The sequence below is a fragment of the Mycolicibacterium tokaiense genome (assembly GCF_010725885.1).
Classification (GTDB): domain Bacteria; phylum Actinomycetota; class Actinomycetes; order Mycobacteriales; family Mycobacteriaceae; genus Mycobacterium; species Mycobacterium tokaiense.
Genome location: NZ_AP022600.1, coordinates 4,343,580 through 4,366,335 on the forward strand (window position 1 = coordinate 4,343,580; position 22,756 = coordinate 4,366,335).

Consider the following 22,756-nt stretch of genomic DNA (forward strand, 5'->3'; position numbering starts at 1 on the left):
ACCCGAACACCGCCGCCACTTTGGAGAACAGCCGATGAGCGCCCCCGCACAGCCCGCACCCGCCGCCGTGATCCGGGTTCCGGCCGGGACCACCGCCGCCGCGGCCGTGCGTGCCGCGGAACTACCGTCCCGGGGTGAGCCCGACGCCATCGTGGTGGTGGCCGACGCCGACGGCACGCTGCGTGACCTGTCCTGGGTGCCCGACACCGACGCCGACGTGACCCCCGTGGCCGCCAACACCGAGGCCGGCCGCAGCGTCATCCGCCATTCCTGCGCGCACGTGCTGGCCCAGGCCGTCCAGGAGCTGTTCCCGGAGGCCAAGCTGGGCATCGGGCCGCCGATCACCGACGGCTTCTACTACGACTTCGACGTCGCGCAGCCGTTCACCCCGGAGGATCTGGCGGCGTTGGAGAAGCGCATGCAGAAGATCATCAAGGACGGTCAGCTGTTCGCGCGGCGGGTGTACGCGTCCAAAGACGAGGCCCGCGAGGAACTGGCCAACGAGCCCTTCAAGCTCGAGCTCGTCGACGACAAGTCCGGCGATCCCGACGTGATGGAGGTGGGTGGGGACGAGCTGACCGCGTACGACAACCTCAATCCCCGGACCAAGGAACGGGTCTGGGGTGACCTGTGCCGCGGCCCGCACATCCCCACCACCCGCTTCATCCCGGCGTTCAAACTCACCCGCAGCTCGGCGGCCTACTGGCGCGGTGATCAGCGCAATGCCAGCCTGCAGCGCATCTACGGCACCGCATGGGAGTCCCAGGAAGCGCTGGACCGCCACCTCGAGCTCATCGAGGAGGCCCTCAAGCGGGATCACCGCAAGCTCGGCACCGAGCTGGATCTGTTCAGCTTCCCCGACGAGATCGGTTCGGGGCTGGTGGTTTTCCACCCCAAGGGCGGCATCGTGCGCAACGAGATGGAGGAGTACTCGCGCAAACAGCACATCGCCGCGGACTACGAATTCGTCAACACCCCGCACTTGACCAAGGGGCAGCTGTTCCACACCTCGGGCCACCTGGACTGGTACGCCGACGGCATGTTCCCCCCGATGCAGATCGATGCCGAACTCAACCCCGACGGCACCGTGCGCAAACCCGGCCAGGACTACTACCTGAAGCCGATGAACTGCCCCATGCACTGCCTGATCTTCCGGGCCCGCGGCCGGTCTTACCGCGAACTGCCGCTGCGGCTCTTCGAATTCGGCACCGTGTACCGCTACGAGAAGTCCGGCGTGGTGCACGGACTGACCCGCGCCCGCGGCTTCACCCAGGACGATGCGCACATCTACGTCACCCGTGAACAGATGCGTGACGAACTGGCCTCGCTGCTGCAGTTCGTGCTCGACCTGCTCAAGGATTACGGGCTCGACGACTTCTTCCTCGAGCTGTCCACCAAGGACGAGGAGAAGTTCGTCGGCTCCGACGAGATCTGGGAGGAGAGCACCCGGGTGCTGGCCGAGGTGGCGCAGGCCTCCGGGCTGGAACTGGTGCCCGACCCGGGCGGCGCGGCGTTCTACGGCCCCAAGATCTCCGTGCAGGTCCGCGATGCGCTGGGCCGCAGCTGGCAGATGTCGACCATCCAGCTGGACTTCAACTTCCCGGAGCGCTTCGAGCTCGAGTACACCGCCGCCGACGGCAGCAGGCAGCGCCCGGTGATGATCCACCGCGCCCTCTTCGGGTCCATCGAACGGTTCTTCGCCGTGCTGCTCGAGCACTACGCCGGGGCGTTCCCGGCGTGGCTGGCGCCGGTGCAGGTGGTGGGCATCCCGGTCGCCGACGCCCATGTCGACTATCTGAAAGATGTTGCTGCTGAACTGAAGTCGCGCGGGGTGCGGGTGGATGTGGACGCCAGCGACGACCGGATGGCGAAGAAGATCGTCAACCAGACCAACCAGAAGGTGCCGTTCCTGCTGCTGGCGGGGGACAAAGACATCGAAGCCGGCGCGGTGTCCTTCCGGTTCCCGGACCGCACCCAGGTCAACGGTGTCCCCAAAGACCAAGCCGTTGCCGCGATCCTGCGCTGGATCGGAGAGCGGCGCAACGACGCACCCACGGCGGAAAACCTGGGCGCGCTCCTGGAAGCAGGCGCCGGCACGTGAGCGAGGAGCGCAGGCTCGTCGACGTCGGCACCGGGGAGCCCGACCACCTGCAGCGGCTGTGGACGCCGCACCGGATGAGCTACATCGCCGAAGCTCCCATGAAAAAGGGGCCGGGTTCGGCGGGCTCGGAGCAGCCGTTCACCGACATCCCGCAGATGAGCGACGAGGACGGGCTGATCGTGGCCCGCGGCGACCTGGTCTACGCGGTGCTCAACCTCTACCCGTACAACCCCGGACACCTCATGGTGGTGCCCTACCGCAGGGTCTCCGAATTGGAGGAGCTGACACCGCAGGAGAGCGCCGAGCTGATGGCGTTCGCGCAGAAGGCCATCCGGGTGATGAAGCGTGTGTCACGGCCGCACGGCTTCAACGTGGGGCTCAACCTCGGATCGTCGGCGGGGGGATCGCTGGCCGAGCACCTGCACATGCATGTGGTGCCGCGGTGGGGTGGCGACGCCAACTTCATCACCATCATCGGCGACACCAAGGTGATCCCCCAGCTGCTGCGCGACACCCGGGCGTTGCTCGCCGGGGCCTGGGACGCCGATGGCTGACTTCTACCTGACCTCCCGCGCGGCCTACGCCAAGCTGTCCAAGCCGGTGGCGAAGGTGGCGCTGCGGGCCGGGTTCACCCCCGACAGCATCACCATCATCGGCACCGCCGGCAGTGTCATCGCCGCGCTCACGCTCTTCCCGATCGGGCAGCTGTGGTGGGGCGCGTTCGCCGTGTTCGTCTTCGTGTTGGCGGACATGCTCGACGGAGCGATGGCCCGGGAGCGGGGCTACGGGTCCCGCTTCGGTGCGGTGCTCGACGCCGCCTGCGACCGGATTGCCGACGGGGCGGTGTTCTGCGGGCTGGTGTGGTGGGCCGCGTTCGGAATGGGCAGCACCTCGCTGGTGGTGGCCACCCTGATCTGTCTGGTCACCTCGCAGGTGATCTCGTACATCAAGGCCAGGGCCGAGGCCAGCGGACTCGACGGCGGCGGCGGGTTGATCGAGCGGCCGGAACGGTTGATCATCGTGCTCAACGGCGCGGGGCTCTCCGGCCTGTTCGGGTTGCCGATCCTTCTGCACGTGGCCATGTGGATGCTGGCGGTGGCCAGCCTGGTCACCGTCGCGCAGCGCATCCATCGGGTGCGCTGCTCACCGGGGGCGATGGACCCGCTGCCACCGGCGGCGCCCCAGCCGCCCGAAGCAGGGGAGTCGTGATGGTGGGTCTGCCTGGTAGCGAACAGCTTTCCGACTGGGGGTACGCGGCGGGCTGGCGGGTGGTGCGCGCCCTGCCCGAGCCCGTGGCCCGCGGCACTTTCGACGCCGGGGCCCGGTACGCCGCGCGCGGCGGCGGACCCGAGCAGCTGCGCAAGAACCTGGCCAGAGTGCTCGGGGTGGCGCCCGAGCGGGTGCCCGCGTCCCTGATGCGGGCGTCGCTGTCGTCGTACGCACGGTACTGGCGCGAGGCGTTCCGGCTGCCGTCGATGGACCTGCCCGAAGTGGCCGCGCAGGTGGACCGGCGGTTCATCGGCGCCGACAAGCTGGAGGCCGCGCACGCAGCCGGCCGGGGCGGGGTGCTGGCCCTGCCGCACAGCGGTAACTGGGACATGGCCGGGGTGTGGCTGGCGCAGAAGTTCGGCACCTTCGCCACGGTGGCCGAGCGGCTGAAACCCGAGACCCTGTTCAACCGGTTCGTCGCATACCGCGAGAGTCTGGGCTTCGAGGTGTTCCCGCTCTCCGGCGGGCAGCGGCCGCCGTTCGAGCTGCTCTCGGAACGGTTGCACCAGAACATCTTCGTGTGTCTGATGGCCGAGCGTGACCTGACCCGCAGCGGCGTCGAGGTGAAGTTCTTCGGCGAGCTCACCCGGATGCCCGCCGGCTCGGCCAAACTGGCCATCGCCACCGGGGCGCCGCTGTTCCCGGCCCACGTGTACTACGACGGTGACGACTGCGTGGTCGAGATCCACGATGCCCTCGACACCAGCTCCGGGGACGTCGGCGTCGTCACCCAAGCTCTTGCGGACCGCTTCGCGGCCAACATCGCCGAGCACCCGCAGGACTGGCACATGCTGCAGCCACAGTGGCTGGCGGATCTGTCCGAGGCGCGGCGAGCACGATTGGAATCGTGAGATGCGCATCGGGATGGTGTGTCCGTACTCGTTCGACGTGCCCGGCGGGGTGCAGGCGCACGTGCTCCAACTCGCGGAGGTGATGCGCGCACTCGGGCATGTGGTCAGTGTGCTGGCCCCCTCGTCGGCGGACGTCGAGCTGCCGGACTACGTGGTCTCCGGAGGCAAGGCGACCCCCATCCCGTACAACGGGTCGGTGGCCCGGTTGCGGTTCGGGCCGGCCGCCCACCGCACGGTCAAGAAGTGGCTCGCCCAGGGTGACTTCGACGTCCTGCATCTGCACGAACCCAACGCCCCCAGCCTGTCGATGCTGGCATTGCAGGCCGCCGAAGGCCCGATCGTCGCGACCTTTCACACGTCGACCACCAAGTCGTTGTGGCTCAGCGCATTCCAGGGCGTGCTTCGGCCGTACCACGAAAAGATCGTCGGCCGGATCGCGGTGTCGGACCTGGCGCGCCGGTGGCAGATGGAGGCGTTGGGCTCCGATGCGGTGGAGATTCCCAACGGCGTGGACGTCGATTCCTTCGCCACTGCCATTCCGCTGGACGGGTATCCGCGCCCCGGCAAGTCGGTGCTGTTCCTGGGCCGCTACGACGAACCCCGCAAGGGCATGGCGGTGCTGCTGGGCGCGTTGCCCACGCTGGCGGCACGGTTCCCTGACATCGAGATCCTGATCGTCGGCCGCGGTGACGAGGACGAGCTGCGCCGCGAGGCCGGGGCCTGCGCACGGCATCTGCGCTTCCTGGGCCAGACCAGCGACGCCGAGAAGGCCTCGGCGCTGCGCAGCGCCGACGTGTACTGCGCCCCGCACACCGGCGGCGAGAGTTTCGGGATCGTGCTCGTGGAGGCCATGGCTGCCCACACCGCGGTGGTGGCCAGCGACCTCGATGCCTTCCGCCGGGTGCTTGACGACGGGGCGTCGGGAAGGCTGGTGCCGGTGGGGGATTCGGCGGCGCTGGGTGATGCGCTGATCGACATGCTGTCCGACGACGCGGCGCGGCAGCGCTATGTGGACACCGCCTCGACCGCGGTACGACGCTATGACTGGTCGGTGGTGGCCGAGCAGATCATGCGGGTCTACGAGACGGTGGCCGGAGCCGGCATCAAGGTGCAAGTGGCGGGTACGGCGGGCAGGAGCGATGGGGGTACCGCCCGGCCGGAGGCCAGGGGGACGACTCGGGGAGATCTTTGATGCAACTGCTGATCGCCCTCGGCGTGCTGCTGCTGGTGGTGCTGGTGCTGGCAGCCCTGTGGGCGTATCAGACCGCCAACCGGTTGGACCGGCTGCACGTCCGCTACGACCTGTCCTGGCAGGCACTCGACGGGGCCTTGGCCCGGCGGGCGGTGGTGGCGCGCGCGGTGGCCGCCGACGTGGCAGCGGGCCGGCATCTGAGCGCGTTGGCCGACCTCGCTGAGCGGGCCGACCGGGCCGAACGGGAGACCGCCGAGAACGAACTGTCCGCGGCGCTGTCCCGGGTCGACATCGCCGCGCTGCCCGCCGCCCTGGTGGCCGAGCTGGCCGACGCCGAGGCCCGGGTGCTGCTGGCGCGGCGCTTCCACAACGACGCGGTCCGCGACACCCTGGCGTTGCGGGAGCGGCCGCTGGTGCGCTGGCTGCATCTGGGTGGGCGTGCGCCATTGCCGACGTACTTCGAGATCACCGAGCGCACCATGGCCGACACCCCGGGGGCGCCGCGCACGTCGGCGCGGGTGGTGCTGCTCGACGAGGACGGCCGGGTGCTGCTGTTCTGCGGGTCCGACCCCGCGATCACCGACGGGTCGGCGCGCATCTGGTGGTTCACCGTCGGGGGCGAAGCAATGCAGGGTGAGCGGCTGCCCGACGCCGCGGCCCGCGAGCTGGCCGAGGAGACCGGCCTGGAGGTCGACGCCGGTGCGCTGATCGGCCCGCTGTGGCGCCGCGACGCGGTGATCGACTTCAACGGCTCGGTGATGCGCAGCCAGGAGTTCTTCTTCGTGCACCGCACCGGCTGCTTCGAGCCGTCCGCCCACGGTCGCACCGAGTTGGAGAACCGCTACATCCACGGCCACCGCTGGTGTGATGCCGCCGACATCGCGGCGCTGGTCGCCGCTGGTCAGACCGTGTATCCGGTACAGCTCGCCGAGCTGCTGGCCACCGCGAACCAGGTGGCCGACGCCGCCGGAGTGCAGTCCAGTTCGGCGGTACTGGCCATTCACTGACCGCTGCGGTAAAACCCGCTCCGCGGCAGCACTAGACTGGGCGTTTACCCGAACAAGGAGAGATAGCAGTGTCCGCTGAAGCTAATGGGGCCGCACACACCAATGGCTCAGCCGGCGGCGGCCAGACCGGGACTGCCCGGGTCAAGCGCGGCATGGCAGAAATGCTCAAGGGTGGCGTCATCATGGATGTCGTCACCCCCGAACAGGCCCGCATCGCCGAGGGTGCCGGAGCTGTCGCGGTGATGGCGCTGGAGCGCGTCCCCGCTGACATCCGCGCCCAGGGTGGGGTGTCGCGGATGAGCGATCCGGACATGATCGAGGGCATCATCTCCGCGGTCACCATCCCGGTGATGGCCAAGGCCCGCATCGGCCACTTCGTCGAGGCGCAGATCCTGCAGAGCCTGGGTGTGGATTACGTCGACGAGTCCGAGGTGTTGACCCCGGCCGACTACGCCAACCACATCGACAAGTGGGCGTTCACCGTGCCCTTCGTCTGTGGTGCCACCAATCTGGGGGAGGCGCTGCGGCGGATCACCGAGGGTGCGGCGATGATCCGGTCCAAGGGTGAGGCCGGCACGGGCGATGTCTCCAATGCCACCACCCACATGCGCAAGATCGGCGGGGAGATCCGCCGGCTGACGTCGCTGTCGACCGATGAGCTGTACGTGGCGGCCAAGGAATTGCAGGCGCCCTATGACCTGGTGGTCGAGGTGGCCCGCGCCGGCAAGCTGCCGGTGACGTTGTTCACCGCCGGCGGGATCGCCACCCCGGCGGATGCGGCGATGATGATGCAGCTCGGCGCCGAGGGTGTGTTCGTGGGGTCGGGCATCTTCAAGTCCGGCAATCCGGCCGAGCGTGCGGCGGCGATCGTGAAGGCCACCACGTTCTACGACGATCCGGATGTGTTGGCCAAGGTGTCGCGCGGGCTGGGGGAGGCGATGGTCGGCATCAACGTCGACGACATCCCGGTGCCGCACCGTTTGGCCGAACGCGGCTGGTAAACCTTGGCGATCGAGGAGATCCTCGACCTCGAGCAGATCGAGGTCAACATCTACCGCGGTGGTGTCTTCAGCCCCGAATCCGGTTTCCTGCAGCGCACTTTCGGCGGCCACGTCGCCGGCCAGTCGCTGGTTTCGGCGGTGCGTACCGTGGACCCGAAGTTCCAGGTGCATTCGCTGCACGGGTACTTCCTGCGGGCCGGGGACGCGCGGTCGCCGTCGGTGTACGCGGTGGAGCGCATTCGCGATGGCGGGTCCTTCTGCACGCGGCGGGTCAGCGCCATCCAGCACGGTGAGACCATCTTCACCATGTCGGCGTCGTTCCAGACCGACCAGAGCGGAATCGAGCACCAGGACGCGCCCCCGGTCACCCTGCCGCCGGACGACATCCCCGACTTCAAGTCGGCCAGCAAGGTGTTCGACGACGCCAGCTTCCGCCAGTTCGACGAATGGGATGTCCGGATCATTCCGCGGGACTCGCTGAACCTGGTGCCGGGCAAGGCTTCTCAGCAGCAGGTCTGGTTCCGGCATCGCGATCCGCTGCCTGATGATCCCGTGCTGCACATCTGCGCGCTGGCCTACATGAGCGATCTGACCTTGCTGGGCTCGGCGCAGGTGACCCACCCCGAGGAGCGTGAGCACCTGATGGTGGCCTCGCTGGATCACGCCATGTGGTTCATGCGGCCGTTCCGGGCCGATGAGTGGTTGCTGTATGACCAGTCGTCGCCGTCGGCCTGCGGGGGCCGGTCACTGACCCAGGGCAAGATCTTCAACCGCTACGGCGAGATGGTGGCCGCGGTGATGCAGGAGGGTCTGACCCGATACCAGCGCGGCTACCGAGAGTGAACGCGCCGCGGATCGGGGTGCTCGCCCTGCAGGGTGACACCCGTGAGCACCTGGCTGCGCTGCGTGAGGCGGGCGCGGAGGCGTACACGGTGCGCCGCCGCTCGGAGTTGGACAGCGCCGACGGGCTGGTGATCCCGGGCGGCGAATCCACCGCGATGACCCATCTGCTGCGCTCGTTCGAGCTGCTGGAGCCGCTGCGGTCGCGGTTGGCCGAGGGTATGCCGGCCTACGGTTCGTGTGCCGGGATGATCCTGCTGGCCTCGGAGATCCTCGACGCGGGGGTGGCCGGCCGTGAGGCGCTGCCGCTGGCGGGTATCGACATGACCGTGCGCCGCAACGCCTTCGGCCGTCAGGTGGATTCGTTCGAAGAGCAGGTGGAGTTCACCGGCGTCGACTCTCCGGTGCACGCGGTGTTCATCCGCGCGCCGTGGGTCGAGCGGGTGGGCGACGACGTCGAGGTGCTCGCCCGCGCCGGGGAACACATCGTCGCCGTGCGCCAGGGCAAGTCGTTGGCCACGTCCTTCCACCCGGAGATGACCGGCGATCGCCGCGTGCACAAACTGTTCGTCGAGGGGATTTCGGCGCGCCGGTAACCGCTGAGCGGTTACGAGCGCGCCGAAATCACTGGCAGGAGAAGGCGCGAGGACGAGAACACGGTGTTGATGCTGCTGGTGCCGACGCTGGCGTGCCGGAAATTCATGATGGCCGGCACGGCCGGGTCCTGGTCGTCACTGGCCAGGGTGATCCGGATGCGGTGCCCCGGCTGGAAGCGACGGGCGTTGGCCACCAACGGGATTCGGTAGCGCACGGGCTCGCCGACGGGCACGGCGACGGCCTGGGTGCACGGCAGCGCCGGTGCTCCGGGCGCGCTGGCCTGCTCGTCGACCGTGCGCAGGCTCGCCCGCAGCCATCCGGCCGTCACCTCGGTCACCGACCCGTCCGGGTCGACGTCGGCCAGTGTCACCATCCAGGCGGTGTCCAGGGCGGTCGCCGAGGCCACCAACGCCAGCTCGATGGGTCCCACCACATTCAGGTTGTCCGCCAGCGGGGCCGAGGTCCATGTCAGCGTCGACGGCGGGTCGGTGGGACCGGCCTTGGCGCGGTTGAGTCCGGCACCCAGCGTGAGGTACTCCCGCGTACCGGGCTCACCCTTGTCGACGGCCAGCGAGCCGTCCGCCCGCAACGCGAACGCGCGGTGATCCGCCGGAGGCGGCCAGGTCCCGGATTCACGCCAGCCTTCGGCGCCGGGCAGCATGTACCGCACGGGCGGCCCGTCCATGATGCCGGTGTCGATTCCCTTGAGCCAATGGTCATACCAGGCCAGCGCCTCGTGGTGCAGGCTCTCCCACGGCCAGGTCAAGCCGAACTTCCCGAGCATCGCCATCCGTACATTCGGGTTGTGCGCCAATGCCTTCCAGGCCGTGAACGTCGACGGCAGATGCAGGGGCACGTTCTCCCAGTCGCAACCCAGGTACACCGGGATGTCCACGTTCGCCAGGAGTGGCAGCAGATTGCGGTCCTCCCACCACGGGTCGCGCAGCGGATGCCGGACCATGGCGTCGAGCCACAGGTCGTCCCACGGGTGCGGGCTGTGGGGAAGCTTGAGCAGCCCGCGCATCATGGTGACAGCGGCTTCGCCGTTCATGGTGGCGAACTTCTGGTGGATCCGGGGAATGTTGAGGATCGTGCGGGCGGCGGTGATCGCCGGATTGCGGCGCCAGAACGCGTCGCTGCGGTCGGACGTCAACCCCATCATCGAGAGGAACGGGGTGATGAACGCCGAACTGGCCAACCCGTGATGGGAGGCGGCCTCGTACAGGTCGGCCGTCACCGCGACCGGGAAGATCGCCTTCAGATGCGGGGGCCGCTGCACGGCGGCCTCCAATTGGGTCATGGCGAAGTAGCTGATGCCGATCATGCCGACGTTGCCGTCGCACCACGGCTGCGCGGCGGCCCACTCCACCAGGTCGTACATGTCGCGGCGTTCCTGGGAGTCGAAGAACCCGAACTCGCCGCCCGATCCGCCCGTTCCGCGCAGGTTGGCGATCACGTGCACGTAGCCGCGGGACACCCAGAAGTCCGTCGCGCCGGCCTCGATGAAACCCGCGGGCGCGCCGAGATCCTGCATCTGCCGGGGGTAGGGCGAGGCGGCGATCAGCGCGGGGTACCTGCCCGCCGCATCCGGGTGGTGCACATCGGCCAGCAGGTCGACCCCGTCCCGCATCGGCACCGGTTGGTTGATGGTGTGGCTGATTCCGAACCGGGGCCGGCTGAGGTTGCGGTAGTCCCGCCCCGAGGTCTGGGGGCCGTTGAGCCGGCGCTGTCCGTGCGACATGAAATTCACGGTAGGTTGAAACTAGTCTCAACGCAAGATGAAACTCTGGGCTGCGCTGCCAGGTGAATGGTTGCGACCAAGTAGACTGGCTGGTCGAACTTCGCAGTCATGCAGAGAGGTAGTTCGCCGATGAGCGGCCATTCCAAGTGGGCGACCACGAAGCACAAGAAGGCGATCATCGATGCCCGCCGCGGCAAGAACTTCGCCAAGCTGATCAAGAACATCGAGGTGGCAGCCCGAACCGGCGGCGGTGACCCCGGCGGCAACCCCACCCTGTACGACGCCATCCAGAAGGCGAAGAAGAGTTCGGTGCCCAACGACAACATCGAGCGCGCGCGCAAGCGCGGCGCCGGTGAAGAGGCCGGCGGCGCCGACTGGCAGACCATCACCTACGAGGGGTACGGCCCCAACGGCGTTGCCATCCTGGTCGAGTGCCTGACCGACAACAAGAACCGCGCCGCGGGCGAGGTCAGGGTCGCGATGACCCGCAACGGCGGCAACATGGCCGATCCGGGTTCGGTGTCCTACCTGTTCTCCCGCAAGGGCGTGGTGACGCTGGAGAAGAACGGGCTGACCGAGGACGACGTGCTGGCCGCGGTTCTGGAGGCCGGCGCCGAGGAGATCAACGATCAGGGCGAGATGTTCGAGATCATCTCCGAGCCCACCGATCTGGTGGCGGTGCGCACGGCGTTGCAGGACGCGGGTATCGACTACGACTCCGCCGAGGCCAGCTTCCAGCCGTCGGTCTCCGTGCCGGTGGATCTCGAGGGCGCCCGCAAGGTGTTCAAGCTGGTCGACGCGCTCGAGGACAGCGACGACGTGCAGGACGTCTGGACCAACGTCGACATCCCGGACGACGTGGCGGCTCAGCTCGACGAAGACTGATCGAGGAAGCTCGTGATCGCCGCGGCGGTCTGCTGCGGCTGATCCAGCATCACCAGCACGCCTGCGTCGTCGATCCACTCCAGCCGGGCCCCGGTGAGCTGCGCCAGCCGGTGGGCGTGACGCTCGGGCATCACCGGGTTGCGTGTCCACAACACCAGTACGTCGCCGGCGAAAGCGGCCAGCGACTCGGTGGCGCGCACCAGGTCGGCCTTGTCGAAGCGGGTGCGGCAGTACTTCACCAGATCGCGGCGGATCCGCACGTCGGCGATCCCCGCTGTCAACCAGGCGTCGGCAACAGGTTGCGGCACAGGCTTTCTCGACATCAGCCCGAGCATGAACCACCGCCGGCGCAGCCAGCCGATGCGCATCTGCGTCATGGCCAACCGCACCGTGCCCGGTGTCCGGCTGGCCAGCCAGGCCAGCTTTCCGGGCAGCCCGGGCGGGAAGTTCTCGAACGCTTCTGACGGGCAGATCACCAGCTTGCCGACCCGCTTGTCGCGGCCGATGTCGGTCAGGAACAGCGCGCCGCCCCAGTCGCTGACCACCAGCGTCACGTCCCGCAACTCCAGCGCGTCGAGGAAGTCGGCGACGACGGCCACCATGGCCGGCATGGTCAGATCTGCGTCCGGGCGCATGGGCACGCGGTGTCCACCCAGCGGCAATGTCGGCAGCAGGTAGCGAAAGCCGTTGGGTAGCAGAGGCAGTGCGAGGTCCCACTGGGCGTCGTTCATCAGCAGCCCGTGCAGGAGCACCACCGGCGGCCCGGCCGGATCGCCCGCCTCGCGGAACTGCACCGGACCCGCGGCGGCATCCACCGTGTCCATCGGGACTCCTTGGCTAGAACGACTATTCTAGAACGTATGCTCTAGTGTGTACCCAGGAGGAGTCCATGGCAAGGTCCACCCGCGAGGCGATCCTGACCGCCGCGGCCGAACTGATGCGTCGCAAGGGCTACGGCGCTGTCGGCATGAAGGACATCGTGACCGCCAGCGGTGCGCCCGTCGGCTCCCTGTATCACCACTTCCCGGGCGGGAAGCTGCAGATCGCGCGGGAGGCGCTGATCAATGCCGGGCGGGCCTACGGGCTGTTGATCCCCACTCTGATGGGTCCGCACACCGATCTCGGCGCGGCCATCGAGGATGCCTTCGCCCAAGCCGCGGCCGACATGGCCGGCACCGGCTTCGCCAACATGTGCCCGGTGGCCGGCGTCGCCGCCGAGACTGCCGACACCGAGGAGGAACTGCGCGAGGCCGCTGCGGCGGTGTTCACCGGCTGGCTGGACGGCGGAAGTGCGTATTTTGTTGCGCGGGGTCTGGATTCGGACACCGCCCGCGAGGTCACCGTCGCCCTGGTGGCGGCGCTGGAGGGTGCGTTCATCCTGGCGCGCACGATGCGCAGCACCGAACCGCTGATCCTGGCCGGCCACGCGTTGGCGCCGCGGTACCGCGGGGTGGCGATGTCGGCGTTTGCCCCGGCGTCGACGGGCGGTTGACCCTATCCTGATCCGGTGCCTGAATTCCGTGACGCCGACGGCGTGAAGTGGCGCGTGCGTCGCCGCTGGTGGTCGCTGTGGTCGCTGCTGGACACCATCGACATCTCCGGCAACGGCACCTTCGGCGCCATCGTCTTCGTGCTGGCACTGCCGGTGCTGGCCATGTGGCCGCTATGGTTGCTGGCGAAGTTCTGCGGCATCCCGTGGCAGGTGGTGACCGAACGCGACGGCGACGAGGTGAGCTCGGAAAAGGTCAGGGGCTGGCGGGCTTCCGGGCGGCGGATCGCCGAGATCACCGCCGGACTGCGCGAGCTCAAGGACGACCAGATGCCGGCGCCGACGGCGACCGAACTCAATGAGAGCGCCGGCACCGAGGCCCGCTGACGCAGCGCAGGTGTGTCCCTACAGTCAGTTGTCCCCTCTACCCGCTACGCTCTCGAACAGCTGTTCGTACCGGAAGGGGTAATCGTTGTTGCGCGTCATGGGCGTCGACCCGGGGCTGACCCGCTGCGGTCTCTCGATGATCGAGGGCGGAACCGGGCGTCAGGTCACTGCCCTGGACGTCGACGTGGTGCGCACGCCCTCCGATGCGCCGCTGCACCGCCGGCTGCTCACCATCAGCGACACGGTCGAATACTGGATGGACACCCACAAGCCTGACGTGGTGGCCGTCGAGCGGGTGTTCTCCCAGCAGAACGTCTCCACGGTGATGGGCACCGCCCAGGCCGGCGGGGTGGTGGCCCTGGCTGCTGCCAAGCGGGACATCGACGTGCACTTCCACACTCCCAGTGAGGTCAAGGCCGCCGTCACCGGGAACGGCCGGGCGGACAAGGCCCAGGTCACCGAGATGGTCACCCGAATTCTGGCTCTACAGCAGAAGCCGACCCCGGCGGACGCCGCCGACGCTCTGGCGCTGGCGATCTGTCACTGCTGGCGCGCGCCGATGATCGCTCGGATGGCCCAGGCCGAGGCCATGGCGGCCGAGCAGAAGAAGCGTTACCAGGCCAAGCTGAAGGCGGCCCGGTGATCGCCTCGGTGCGGGGTGAGGTGGTCGACATCGCCCTGGACCACGCCGTCGTCGACTGTGCCGGGGTCGGCTACAAGGTGATGTGCACGCCGTCGACGTTGGCCGGGCTGCGCCGCGGTGCCGAGACGCGGCTGATCGTGGCGATGATCGTCCGCGAGGACTCCATGACGCTCTACGGGTTCGCCGACGCTGACGCGCGCGACCTGTTCACCACCCTGCTCGGGGTTTCCGGTGTGGGGCCCAAGATCGCGCTGGCCACCCTGGCCGTTTATGACGCCCAGGCGTTGCGGCAGGCGCTGGCCGACGGCGATGTCACCGCCCTGACCCGGGTGCCGGGCATCGGCAAGCGCAGCGCCGAGCGGCTGGTGCTGGAACTGCGCGACAAGATCGGTGCGGTGGCCGGATCTGCGGGTCCGACGGCGGCAAGTGGGCACGCGGTGCGCACGCCCGTGGTGGAAGCGCTTGTCGGCCTGGGCTTTCCGCAGAAGCAGTCCGAAGAAGCCACCGAAAAGGTGCTGGCGGCAGAACCTGATGCCAGCACGTCGGCGGTGTTGCGGTCGGCGTTGAACCTGTTGGGCAAGAAGACATGAGCCGCTTCGAGGACGACCCGGACGTCGAACGGGAGGTGTCGGGTGCGCTGACCGTCGGCGAGGGCGACATCGATGCCAGCCTGCGGCCCAAGTCGCTGGAGGAGTTCATCGGCCAACCCCGGGTCCGCGAGCAGCTGCAGCTGGTGATCGAAGGCGCCAAGAACCGCGGGGGCACACCGGATCACATCCTGCTCTCCGGCCCGCCGGGGCTGGGCAAGACCTCGCTGGCGATGATCATCGCGGCCGAACTGGGTTCCTCACTGCGCCTCACCTCCGGTCCCGCCCTGGAGCGGGCCGGGGACCTGGCCGCCATGCTCAGCAACCTCGTCGAAGGCGACGTGCTGTTCATCGACGAGATCCACCGCATCGCCCGGCCCGCCGAGGAGATGCTCTACCTCGCCATGGAGGACTTCCGGGTCGACGTGGTGGTCGGCAAAGGCCCCGGCGCGACGTCGATTCCGCTGGAGGTGGCGCCGTTCACCCTGGTGGGGGCCACCACCCGCTCCGGCGCACTGACCGGTCCGCTGCGCGACCGGTTCGGGTTCACCGCCCATATGGACTTCTACGAACCCGCTGAACTCGAACGGGTGCTGGCGCGCTCTGCGCGCATCTTGGGCATCGAGCTCGGCGCCGATGCCGGCACCGAGGTGGCCCGCCGCTCCCGCGGCACCCCCCGCATCGCCAACCGGCTGTTGCGCCGGGTCCGCGACTTCGCCGAGGTGCGGGCCGACGGTGTGCTAACCCGTGACGTGGCCAAGGCCGCGCTGGCGGTCTACGACGTCGACGAACTGGGGCTCGACCGCCTGGACCGCGCCGTGCTGACGGCACTGACCAAGAGCTTCGGCGGCGGCCCCGTCGGGGTGTCCACCTTGGCCGTTGCGGTCGGGGAGGAGTCGACCACCGTCGAGGAGGTCTGCGAACCGTTCCTGGTGCGCGCGGGCATGCTCGCCCGAACCCCGCGGGGCCGGGTGGCCACCGCCCTGGCCTGGACGCACCTGGGGATGAAGCCCCCCGCCGGTGCCGCCGGTTCCGGGCAGGCCGTGCTGTTCGACTGACCGCTGGTTTAGGGTCGAGCGATCATGACTACCGCAGCTTTGATCTTCGCGGCGCTGGCCGCGCTCCTGCATGTCTACATCTGGGTGATGGAAGCGTTCACCTGGACCACCCCGCGCACCCGGGCCGCTTTCGGTACCACCGCCGAGGAAGCCGAGACCACGCGGCTGATGGCATTGAACCAGGGCTTCTACAACCTGTTCCTGGCGGTGGTCACCGCGGTGGGCATCGTGGCAATCGCCTTGGGACACAGCGCCGTCGGGGCAGCGCTGGTGTACGCGGGTGCGGGGTCCATGCTGGCCGCGGCCGTGGTGCTGGTGGCCTCGGCGCCCGACAAGGTGCGCGCTGCGGTCATGCAGGGCACCTTGCCGGCGATCGCCGTGGTGTTACTGGCCGTGTCTTAGAGCAGCCCGAGCAACTGCAGGTCCGTCACGTACTTGACGATGACGGGCGCCGACAGGTGCGGGATGTCCTTGTCATGGCCGATCTTGGCGTCCTGCACCGCCGCCCGGAACCGGTCGACCGGTGCCATGGACCCGTGCATGGGGTACTCCGGCGTGGCGTAGTTGTGCAGCAACGGCAGCAGTGACGCCTGCCGCTGCTTGTCCGGCAGGCCACGCAGCGCGGTCTCGAACCGGGCCAGCCACGTGTTGTAGTCCGACACCCGGTGCAGCGGGTAACCGGCCTCGATGAGCCAGTCGACGAAGGTGTCCATGCTGATGCCGTCGTCGTAGGGGTTCATCACGTGGTAGGTCTCGAACCCGTCGGTCACGGCGACACCGAGGGTGGAGATGGCTTCGGCGATGAACTCCACCGGCAACCCGTCGTAGTGCGCCCGGGCCCGGCCGCCGTCATCGGCGGGTTGGTAGAACGACTCCGGTGCGATGCCGGAAGCCATCAGGCTCAACATCATCCGGGTGAACATGTCGGGCAGGTTCAGCTGACCGGCATAGGTCACGTCGGCCAGGATCATGTCGCAGCGGAACACCGAGACGGGCAACCCGCACAGATCGTGTGCTTCCCGCAGCAGGACCTCGCCGGCCCACTTGCTGTTGCCGTATCCGTTGGCGTAGCTGTCGTCGACCGACCGGGTGGGGCTGATCTCCCGGATGTCGGCGTCCTCGACAAACAGTCCGGGCTCGATGCCCGCACCCACACCGATGGTGGAGACGTAGACGAAGGGCTTGATCTTCGTGGTCAGCGCGATCCGGATCAGCTCGGCGGTGCCCAGTGCGTTCGGCGCGAACAGCTGGCTGTAGGGCAGCACATGGTTGACCAGGGCGGCCGGGTCCACGATCAGGTCCACGGTGTCGGCCAGGCGCTGCCAGGTGGCACCGTCCAGACCGAGGTCCGCCTCGCCCTTGTCGCCGGCGAGCACTTCCAGGTGATCGGCGGCCAAATCGCGGTAATGGCGCAGCAGCTCGGGATCACCGCTGTCGAAGGTGGCGTCCAGACGGGCGCGGGCCTCCCCGTCGGACTTGGCGCGCACCAGACAGATCAGCGTTCCGCCCACCAGGCTCAGTCGTTCCAGCCATTCCAGGGCCAGGTAGCGGCCCAGGAATCCGGTGGCGCCGGTGAGCAATACGGTGCGCACCTGTCCACCGGGTGCCGGGAGCTCGGGTGCCGCGGCCAGGGTGGCGGCGTCGATGAACTTGTCCAGCGTCAGATCGCGGGCGTGCACCTGCGTCGCTGCCTGTCCGTGCACCCCGGCATAGGTGGGCCGCTTGCTGCCGCCGCTGCGCTCGGTCTCGATGAAGGCCGCGATGGCCGCCAGATCCGTTGCTGGGCTGACGATCACGCCCACCGGTACGTCGATGTCGAAGATCTCCTGCAGCAGGTTGGCAAAGGTCAACGCCGACAACGAATCTCCACCCAGATCGGTGAAGTGGGCGTCGGGCTGCAGGTCGGCTGCGCCCGCACCGAGCAGCGCACCGGCGGCGCGGCTGACGGTCTCGAGCACCGGTGCCTGGGCGCCGCGCTGGCGCAGCTCGCGCAGCTCGGAGGCCTGACCGTCGGCCAGTTCGGCGTAGAGCTCCTCGAGGCGAGGGCCGTAGTGCGTCTTGAGGTTCGGCCGGGCGAGCTTGCGGATTCCGGTGAGCAGACCGTTCTCGAGCGTGAACGGCGTGGTCTCGATCAGGAAGTCCCGCGGGATCTCATAGGACTGCAGACCGGCGGTACGAGCGGTGCGTTGCAGTGATTCCGCGACGGCAGCCTTGACGTCGCCCTGGGCCAGCGCCTCTTCGGTGGGCACCACGACGGCCAGCAGGTAAGACCGTGCGCTGTTGCCGTAGAGGTAGATCTGGCGCACCAGCGGTGCGCTGTCGAACACCGCCTCCAGCTTGGACACGGTGACGAACTCACCCTGGGCCAGTTTCAGGACGTTGTTACGACGGTCGAGGTATTCCAGATGGTCCGGGCCCAACTCGGCCACGATGTCGCCGGTGCGGTAGAAGCCGTCCTCGTCGAACATCGCGGCGGTGACGTCGGGCCGCTTGTAGTAGCCGGGGAACAGCTGCTCGCTCTTGACCAGCAGTTCGCCGCGGGGATGCGGACGGTCGGTGTGGAAGTAGCCCAGCTCGGGCACGTCCACCAGCTTGTAGTCGATCACCGGCGGGCGGCGGACCTGGCCGTCGACGAACACCGCACCGGCCTCGGTGGAGCCGTAGCCCTCCACCAGGTGCATGTCCAGCAGTTCCTCCACCCAGCCGTGCAGCTCGGGGGAGATCGGCGCGGAACCGCTCATCGCGGTCACGAACCGTCCGCCGAGCACGGTCTCACGCAGTTCGGTGAGCGCGTCGGAGCGCTCGCCCGACGCCCGGTCGAGCCGGCTCTGATACTCGTTGTACAGCATCTCCCAGATGCGGGGGACGAAGGTGAGCTGGGTGGGGCGGGTCAGTGCCAGGTCGTCGAGGAAGGTCGAAAGATCGCTGCGCGCAGCGAAATACACGGTGCCACCGGTCGCGAGCGCGCCGTAGAGGCTGCCGCGACCCATCACATGGCTCATCGGCATGAAGCTGAGCGCGATCGCGGGCAGCACTTCCTGGTCGGAGTGCCAGGCGGCGCGCGTGGAGGCCCGCCACATGCTGGCGACCTTGCTCTCCGGATACATCGCGCCCTTGGGGGCGCCCGTGCTGCCGGAGGTGTAGATCAGCAGTGCAAGCGGGTCGGCCTCGTCGCGGACCGGACGCGGCGCACCGGGCAGGCCGCGGCCGCGGTCCAGGACATCGGTCAGGGCCTCGAGGGTGACATCGGTACCCGAGAGCTGTTCGCGCGCGGCGTCGAACGCCTCGCGCTGGTCGTCGACGGCGGGCAGGTAGTCGAACACCACCAGCCGCCGGGGGCGGTGCGCGGTCAGCGCCAGTTCGACAGCGTCGGAAAGGAAGTCGACGCTGGAGGCAATGACCACGGGTTCGGTCTCCTCGACGATGGGCCGCAGCTGGGTCAGTGGAGCGCTGGTCTGTAGCGGCACCGACACCGCGCCCAGGCCGATCAGGGCCATGTCGACCCGCGTGTAGTCCACGCTGGTGAAGCCCAGGATGGCGACGCGATCGCCGGGGCTGACGCCATCCTGGTGCCAGGCGTTCGTGAGCGCATGCACACCGTCGGCGAGTTCGGCGTAGGTGATGGTGTCGAACCGGGGGAGCAGAGTGGCTGTGGTGCGCCCGGTCTCGGGGTCGGGGCCGACGTCGACGGCTCGTGAGGCCAGCGCGGGCCGGTCGCTGTAGCCGGTCAGCACGGTGTCGACGATGTGTGCGAGATCCACGCTCGGGTCATCGACGGCCTTGCTGATGGCCTCGCTGGGACGAGCATCGGCGAACTGGGGGTCGGTGGCGTACAGGTGGGCGATGCGGTGGACCAGGCGGGTGTCGCGGGTTTCGGTGGTGTCATCAGCGGTCATCGCGGACTCCCTCGGTAATAGCGGATTGGTGATCAGATCGGTGCGGAGCAATACGCGCCACATGATGAAACTACGTTAGTAAAACTAACTTTAATCCCGATCGGGCTGACAGTTCGCTGTGAAGTTGGAACGGTGTGGTCAGGGTCACACGAAAGTAGCTGCATGCAGGTGATCCGTGTCACACATCCCCGGCGTGACCATCTCGCCTCAGTTTGCTGAACCATGCTGGACGCCCGCTGGTCGGCACATGTGAAAACCCTCAGAGAGATGTGTCCTGCGGCGTCGTTAGTGCGGCGAACTCCGTGGGTACCCAGCCCGCACCACTAGGAGGCCCCTATGAAGACAGCTCGCGCGGTACATCCGACGGATCCCACGACAGGCGCCGTCGACGTGTCCCACCTCAAAGGCGGCCGGATGACGATCGCCCGCAGCCGCGGAGCGGCCAGCGGATTCCTGCTGATCCTGCTCGGCATCTGGGGAGCGCTGATCCCTTTCGTCGGTCCCTATTTCGATTTCGCGTACTCACCCGATCAGCCCTGGGTGTGGACCGACGCCCGCGGCTGGCTCGAAGTCCTGCCCGGCGCGGTGACGGTGCTGGGCGGCTTCCTGCTGCTGAGTTCACGCAACCGGGCCAGCGCCACCCTGGGTGGCTGGCTGGCCGTGGTGGCCGGGGCCTGGTTCGTGGCCGGACGGGCTTTCGCGTCGATGCTGGCCATCGGTGAAGCCGGGGTGCCCGCCGCGACCACCCCGGCGAAAACCGTCGCCTTGGAACTGGCCTACTTCTCCGGGCTGGGTGCCCTGATCGTGTTCCTCGGCGCGCTGGCGGTGGGTCGGCTCTCGGTCCGCAGCGTGCGCGACGTCGCACACGCCCAGCGGCTGGCCGAGCCGGCGGCCCGGGATACTGTCGTCGAGCCCGCGTCCGCCACCGGACCGGTGCCGGTGGCAGATCAGCGCACCGAGGTCATCGGGCCCACCGCCCAGTCGCGGCCACGGCGCAGCTGGCGGGACCGGCTGCGCGGCAACCGCGGTGACCGCGACCTCGTGCACCACTGATTTCGTTTTGACCGGACTCGGCTCCCGACTGCCCCGCGCAGCCGGGAGCCGAGTGCGTCAGAGGTCTGCCAGCAGCAGGGCCAGCACGTCGAGTCCCTCGATCAGCAGCTCGTCGCTGATGCTCAGCGGCGGCAGGAACCGCAGGATGTTGCCGTACGTCCCGCAGGTCAGCACGATCACCCCGGCTGCGTGCGCGGCCGCGGTCAACTTCTTGGTCAACTCCGGATCCGGCTCGGCGGTGCCGGATTTCACCAGCTCCACCGCGATCATGGCACCGCGGCCGCGAACGTCGCCGATGCGGTCGTCCTCGGCCTGCAGGCGGTGCAGACGATCCTTCATCAGCGTCTCGATCGCCGCCGCCCGCGACACCAGACCGTCGAGTTCGATGGTCTCGATGGTGGCCAGCGCCGCGGCGCACGAGATGGGATTGCCGCCATAGGTGCCGCCGAGGCCGGACACGTGCGGGGCATCCATGATCTCGGCCCGACCCGTCACCGCGGACAACGGCAGACCGTCGGCGATGCCCTTGGCGGTGACGATCAGATCGGGTTCGATGCCTTCGTGCTCGCAGGCGAACATCGCTCCGGTCCGTGCGAAGCCGGTCTGCACCTCGTCGGCGATGAAGACCACGCCGTTGTCGGCGCACCAGGTCCGCAGGGCGGGCAGAAACCCGGGCGCGGGCACGATGAAGCCGCCTTCACCCTGGATGGGCTCGATGATCACCGCGGCCAGGTTGGCCGCGCCGATCTGTTTGTCGATGACAGAGATGGCGCGCTCGGCGGCCAGCGCTCCGTCGTTGCCCAGATCCTTGTTCAGCAGGCCGTCGCGGTACGGGTACGACATCGGGGCCCGGTAGATCTCCGGCGCAAACGGCCCGAAGCCGCTCTTGTACGGCATCGACTTGGCAGTCAGCGCCATGGTCAGGTTGGTCCGTCCGTGGTACGCGTGATCGAACGCCACCACGGACTGCCTCTTGGTGTACGAGCGCGCGATCTTGATGGCGTTCTCGACTGCCTCGGAGCCGGAGTTGAACAGAGCTGTGCGCTTCTCGTAGGACCCTGGTGTCAGGCGGTTGAGGTGCTCGCAGACCGATACGTAACCGTCGTAGGGCGTGACCATGAAGCAGGTGTGGGTGAAATCGGCGACCTGCGCAGCCACTGCCTCCACCACGCGGGGCGACGCATTGCCCACGGTGGTGACGGCGATACCGGAACCGAGATCGATCAGCCGGTTGCCGTCGACGTCTTCGACGATGCCCCCGGAGGCACGCCGGGCGTAGACCGGCATCGTGGTTCCGACGGCGCGGGACACCGCGGCGTTCTTGCGGCCGGCGAGTTCCACGGATTTCGGCCCGGGGATCTCGGTGGCGAGCAGGCGGCTCTGTTCGAGGGTGGACACGGCAACGCTCCTGTCGACAACGGGGTTCCTCGTCTGAGGAGCCTAGCCGTGCAGTGCGGATGCGCCTAGCGGATAACGTGGCCATCTCAGGTGCAGACAAGGGAATACGCACCTGCCGCGCCGAGATGCGAACGTAATCGGTTGCAGTTACCGTCGATGCAGTCCCCCGGTGGCGTTCCCACCGGGGGGCGGTCCATCTTCTTTCCGCAGCGGCCGCATGTGACTGCAGGTCATCATCCGTGCGATCATCGTCGCGGCCGGTCGGGCGTCATCAGCGCCAATGGCACACTGGTCACTCACAGGCACCGGCGACCTGCCGTCCCCCGCGCCGTGCCACTGCACAGACCGCAACTGAAGAAGCCACGAAAGAGTAGATGTCATGGACTTGGTCGTATTCCTGCCCCTGTTGATCATTCTGGGCGCATTCATGTTCTTTGCCTCGCGCAAGCAGAAAAAGGCCATGCAGGCCACGATCGACCTGCACAACTCGCTGAGCATCGGTGATCGCATCCACACCACGTCGGGCCTGCAGGGCACCATCAAGGGCGTCGACGACGACTACATCCAGCTGGAGATCGCTCCCGGGGTGGTCACCACGTGGATGAAGCTGGCCGTGCGCGACAAGATCGAGGACACCGTCGAGACCGACGATGAACTGGACTCGGGTAGCGAGATCACAGACACGCCCTCGGACCCCGACCGCCTGACCAAGGACTGATCGCCAGGGTCACCACGTACCCTTTCCGGGTGCGGGCGAACGA

The 22,756-nt window shown here is 68.3% G+C and carries 22 protein-coding genes; 18 read left to right on the forward strand and 4 right to left on the reverse strand.

What is annotated here, in order from left to right; all coding sequences use genetic code 11:
- Positions 1 to 34 precede the first annotated feature (34 nt).
- The 9 genes from thrS (at position 35) to pdxT (ending at position 8,857) form a co-directional block, all read left to right on the forward strand.
- On the forward strand, positions 35 to 2,101 hold the full coding sequence (thrS, locus tag G6N58_RS21270; RefSeq protein ID WP_068916568.1) for a threonine--tRNA ligase: 2,067 nt from the start codon (positions 35 to 37) through the stop codon (positions 2,099 to 2,101).
- Entirely contained in the window at positions 2,098 to 2,655 is a 558-nt protein-coding gene (locus tag G6N58_RS21275) for an ATP adenylyltransferase (protein WP_068916569.1), read from the forward strand. The genes thrS and G6N58_RS21275 overlap by 4 nt, the downstream gene beginning before the upstream one ends.
- A complete protein-coding gene (pgsA, locus tag G6N58_RS21280; RefSeq protein WP_115277391.1) occupies positions 2,648 to 3,310 on the forward strand; it encodes a phosphatidylinositol phosphate synthase in 663 nt (220 codons plus the stop codon). Before G6N58_RS21275 ends, pgsA begins: the two co-directional genes overlap by 8 nt.
- A complete protein-coding gene (locus tag G6N58_RS21285) occupies positions 3,310 to 4,221 on the forward strand; it encodes a phosphatidylinositol mannoside acyltransferase (RefSeq protein ID WP_115277390.1) in 912 nt (303 codons plus the stop codon). Before pgsA ends, G6N58_RS21285 begins: the two co-directional genes overlap by 1 nt.
- Position 4,222: 1 nt before the next feature.
- Positions 4,223 to 5,413, forward strand: coding sequence for a glycosyltransferase family 4 protein (locus G6N58_RS21290; protein WP_115277389.1), 1,191 nt, complete (start codon positions 4,223 to 4,225; stop codon positions 5,411 to 5,413).
- The gene (locus G6N58_RS21295; RefSeq protein WP_115277388.1) at positions 5,413 to 6,420 is read left to right on the forward strand and encodes an NUDIX hydrolase; all 1,008 of its coding nucleotides are present in this window, start codon (positions 5,413 to 5,415) and stop codon (positions 6,418 to 6,420) included. Before G6N58_RS21290 ends, G6N58_RS21295 begins: the two co-directional genes overlap by 1 nt.
- A gap of 68 nt (positions 6,421 to 6,488) precedes the next feature.
- A complete protein-coding gene (pdxS, locus tag G6N58_RS21300) occupies positions 6,489 to 7,421 on the forward strand; it encodes a pyridoxal 5'-phosphate synthase lyase subunit PdxS (RefSeq protein ID WP_068916574.1) in 933 nt (310 codons plus the stop codon).
- Positions 7,422 to 7,424: 3 nt separating this feature from the next.
- The gene (gene tesB / locus G6N58_RS21305; protein WP_068916575.1) at positions 7,425 to 8,264 is read left to right on the forward strand and encodes an acyl-CoA thioesterase II; all 840 of its coding nucleotides are present in this window, start codon (positions 7,425 to 7,427) and stop codon (positions 8,262 to 8,264) included.
- Positions 8,261 to 8,857: a pyridoxal 5'-phosphate synthase glutaminase subunit PdxT gene (gene pdxT, locus G6N58_RS21310; protein ID WP_115277387.1), complete on the forward strand. Its 597-nt coding sequence runs from the start codon at positions 8,261 to 8,263 to the stop codon at positions 8,855 to 8,857. The genes tesB and pdxT overlap by 4 nt, the downstream gene beginning before the upstream one ends.
- Before the next feature lie 11 nt (positions 8,858 to 8,868).
- On the opposite strand, the gene G6N58_RS21315 is transcribed toward pdxT, so the two are convergent.
- Positions 8,869 to 10,599: a CocE/NonD family hydrolase gene (locus G6N58_RS21315; RefSeq protein WP_163908312.1), complete on the reverse strand. Its 1,731-nt coding sequence runs from the start codon at positions 10,597 to 10,599 to the stop codon at positions 8,869 to 8,871.
- Positions 10,600 to 10,728: 129 nt separating this feature from the next.
- On the opposite strand from G6N58_RS21315, the gene G6N58_RS21320 reads away from it, so the two are divergent.
- Positions 10,729 to 11,484: a YebC/PmpR family DNA-binding transcriptional regulator gene (locus G6N58_RS21320; RefSeq protein ID WP_068916578.1), complete on the forward strand. Its 756-nt coding sequence runs from the start codon at positions 10,729 to 10,731 to the stop codon at positions 11,482 to 11,484.
- On the opposite strand, the gene G6N58_RS21325 is transcribed toward G6N58_RS21320, so the two are convergent.
- Positions 11,466 to 12,308, reverse strand: coding sequence for an alpha/beta fold hydrolase (locus G6N58_RS21325; protein ID WP_115277386.1), 843 nt, complete (start codon positions 12,306 to 12,308; stop codon positions 11,466 to 11,468). The two genes, G6N58_RS21320 and G6N58_RS21325, sit on opposite strands and share 19 nt — an antisense overlap.
- Positions 12,309 to 12,373: 65 nt before the next feature.
- Between G6N58_RS21325 and G6N58_RS21330 the strand changes: the two genes are divergently transcribed.
- The 6 genes from G6N58_RS21330 (at position 12,374) to G6N58_RS21355 (ending at position 16,050) form a co-directional block, all read left to right on the forward strand.
- On the forward strand, positions 12,374 to 12,976 hold the full coding sequence (locus G6N58_RS21330) for a TetR/AcrR family transcriptional regulator (protein ID WP_115281363.1): 603 nt from the start codon (positions 12,374 to 12,376) through the stop codon (positions 12,974 to 12,976).
- 15 nt (positions 12,977 to 12,991) lie between these two features.
- Positions 12,992 to 13,360, forward strand: coding sequence for a hypothetical protein (locus G6N58_RS21335; RefSeq protein ID WP_174904640.1), 369 nt, complete (start codon positions 12,992 to 12,994; stop codon positions 13,358 to 13,360).
- Between the two features lie 88 nt (positions 13,361 to 13,448).
- Positions 13,449 to 14,003 carry a crossover junction endodeoxyribonuclease RuvC gene (ruvC, locus tag G6N58_RS21340; protein ID WP_068919786.1) on the forward strand — a complete coding sequence of 185 codons (555 nt, stop codon included), beginning with the start codon at positions 13,449 to 13,451 and terminating at the stop codon, positions 14,001 to 14,003.
- On the forward strand, positions 14,000 to 14,593 hold the full coding sequence (gene ruvA / locus G6N58_RS21345) for a Holliday junction branch migration protein RuvA (protein WP_115277385.1): 594 nt from the start codon (positions 14,000 to 14,002) through the stop codon (positions 14,591 to 14,593). The genes ruvC and ruvA overlap by 4 nt, the downstream gene beginning before the upstream one ends.
- Positions 14,590 to 15,648 (forward strand): Holliday junction branch migration DNA helicase RuvB, encoded by a 1,059-nt coding sequence (ruvB, locus tag G6N58_RS21350; protein WP_115277384.1) that lies wholly within the window; start codon positions 14,590 to 14,592, stop codon positions 15,646 to 15,648. Before ruvA ends, ruvB begins: the two co-directional genes overlap by 4 nt.
- A 24-nt stretch (positions 15,649 to 15,672) precedes the next feature.
- A complete protein-coding gene (locus G6N58_RS21355) occupies positions 15,673 to 16,050 on the forward strand; it encodes a DUF1304 domain-containing protein (protein WP_068916584.1) in 378 nt (125 codons plus the stop codon).
- Here the strand turns inward: G6N58_RS21355 and car are convergent.
- Complete coding sequence (gene car / locus G6N58_RS21360; protein WP_115277383.1) at positions 16,047 to 19,544, reverse strand: carboxylic acid reductase; 3,498 nt, start codon at positions 19,542 to 19,544, stop codon at positions 16,047 to 16,049. The genes G6N58_RS21355 and car overlap by 4 nt on opposite strands.
- A 414-nt stretch (positions 19,545 to 19,958) precedes the next feature.
- Between car and G6N58_RS21365 the strand changes: the two genes are divergently transcribed.
- On the forward strand, positions 19,959 to 20,597 hold the full coding sequence (locus G6N58_RS21365; RefSeq protein WP_115277382.1) for a hypothetical protein: 639 nt from the start codon (positions 19,959 to 19,961) through the stop codon (positions 20,595 to 20,597).
- 57 nt (positions 20,598 to 20,654) lie between these two features.
- Here the strand turns inward: G6N58_RS21365 and gabT are convergent, their stop codons facing one another.
- The gene (gene gabT, locus G6N58_RS21370) at positions 20,655 to 21,995 is read right to left on the reverse strand and encodes a 4-aminobutyrate--2-oxoglutarate transaminase (protein WP_068916587.1); all 1,341 of its coding nucleotides are present in this window, start codon (positions 21,993 to 21,995) and stop codon (positions 20,655 to 20,657) included.
- Between the two features lie 379 nt (positions 21,996 to 22,374).
- Here gabT and yajC point away from each other — a divergent pair, with 379 nt between their 5' ends.
- Positions 22,375 to 22,713, forward strand: a complete 339-nt coding sequence (gene yajC / locus G6N58_RS21375) for a preprotein translocase subunit YajC (protein WP_068916588.1) — start codon at positions 22,375 to 22,377, stop codon at positions 22,711 to 22,713.
- Positions 22,714 to 22,756: the final 43 nt, after the last annotated feature.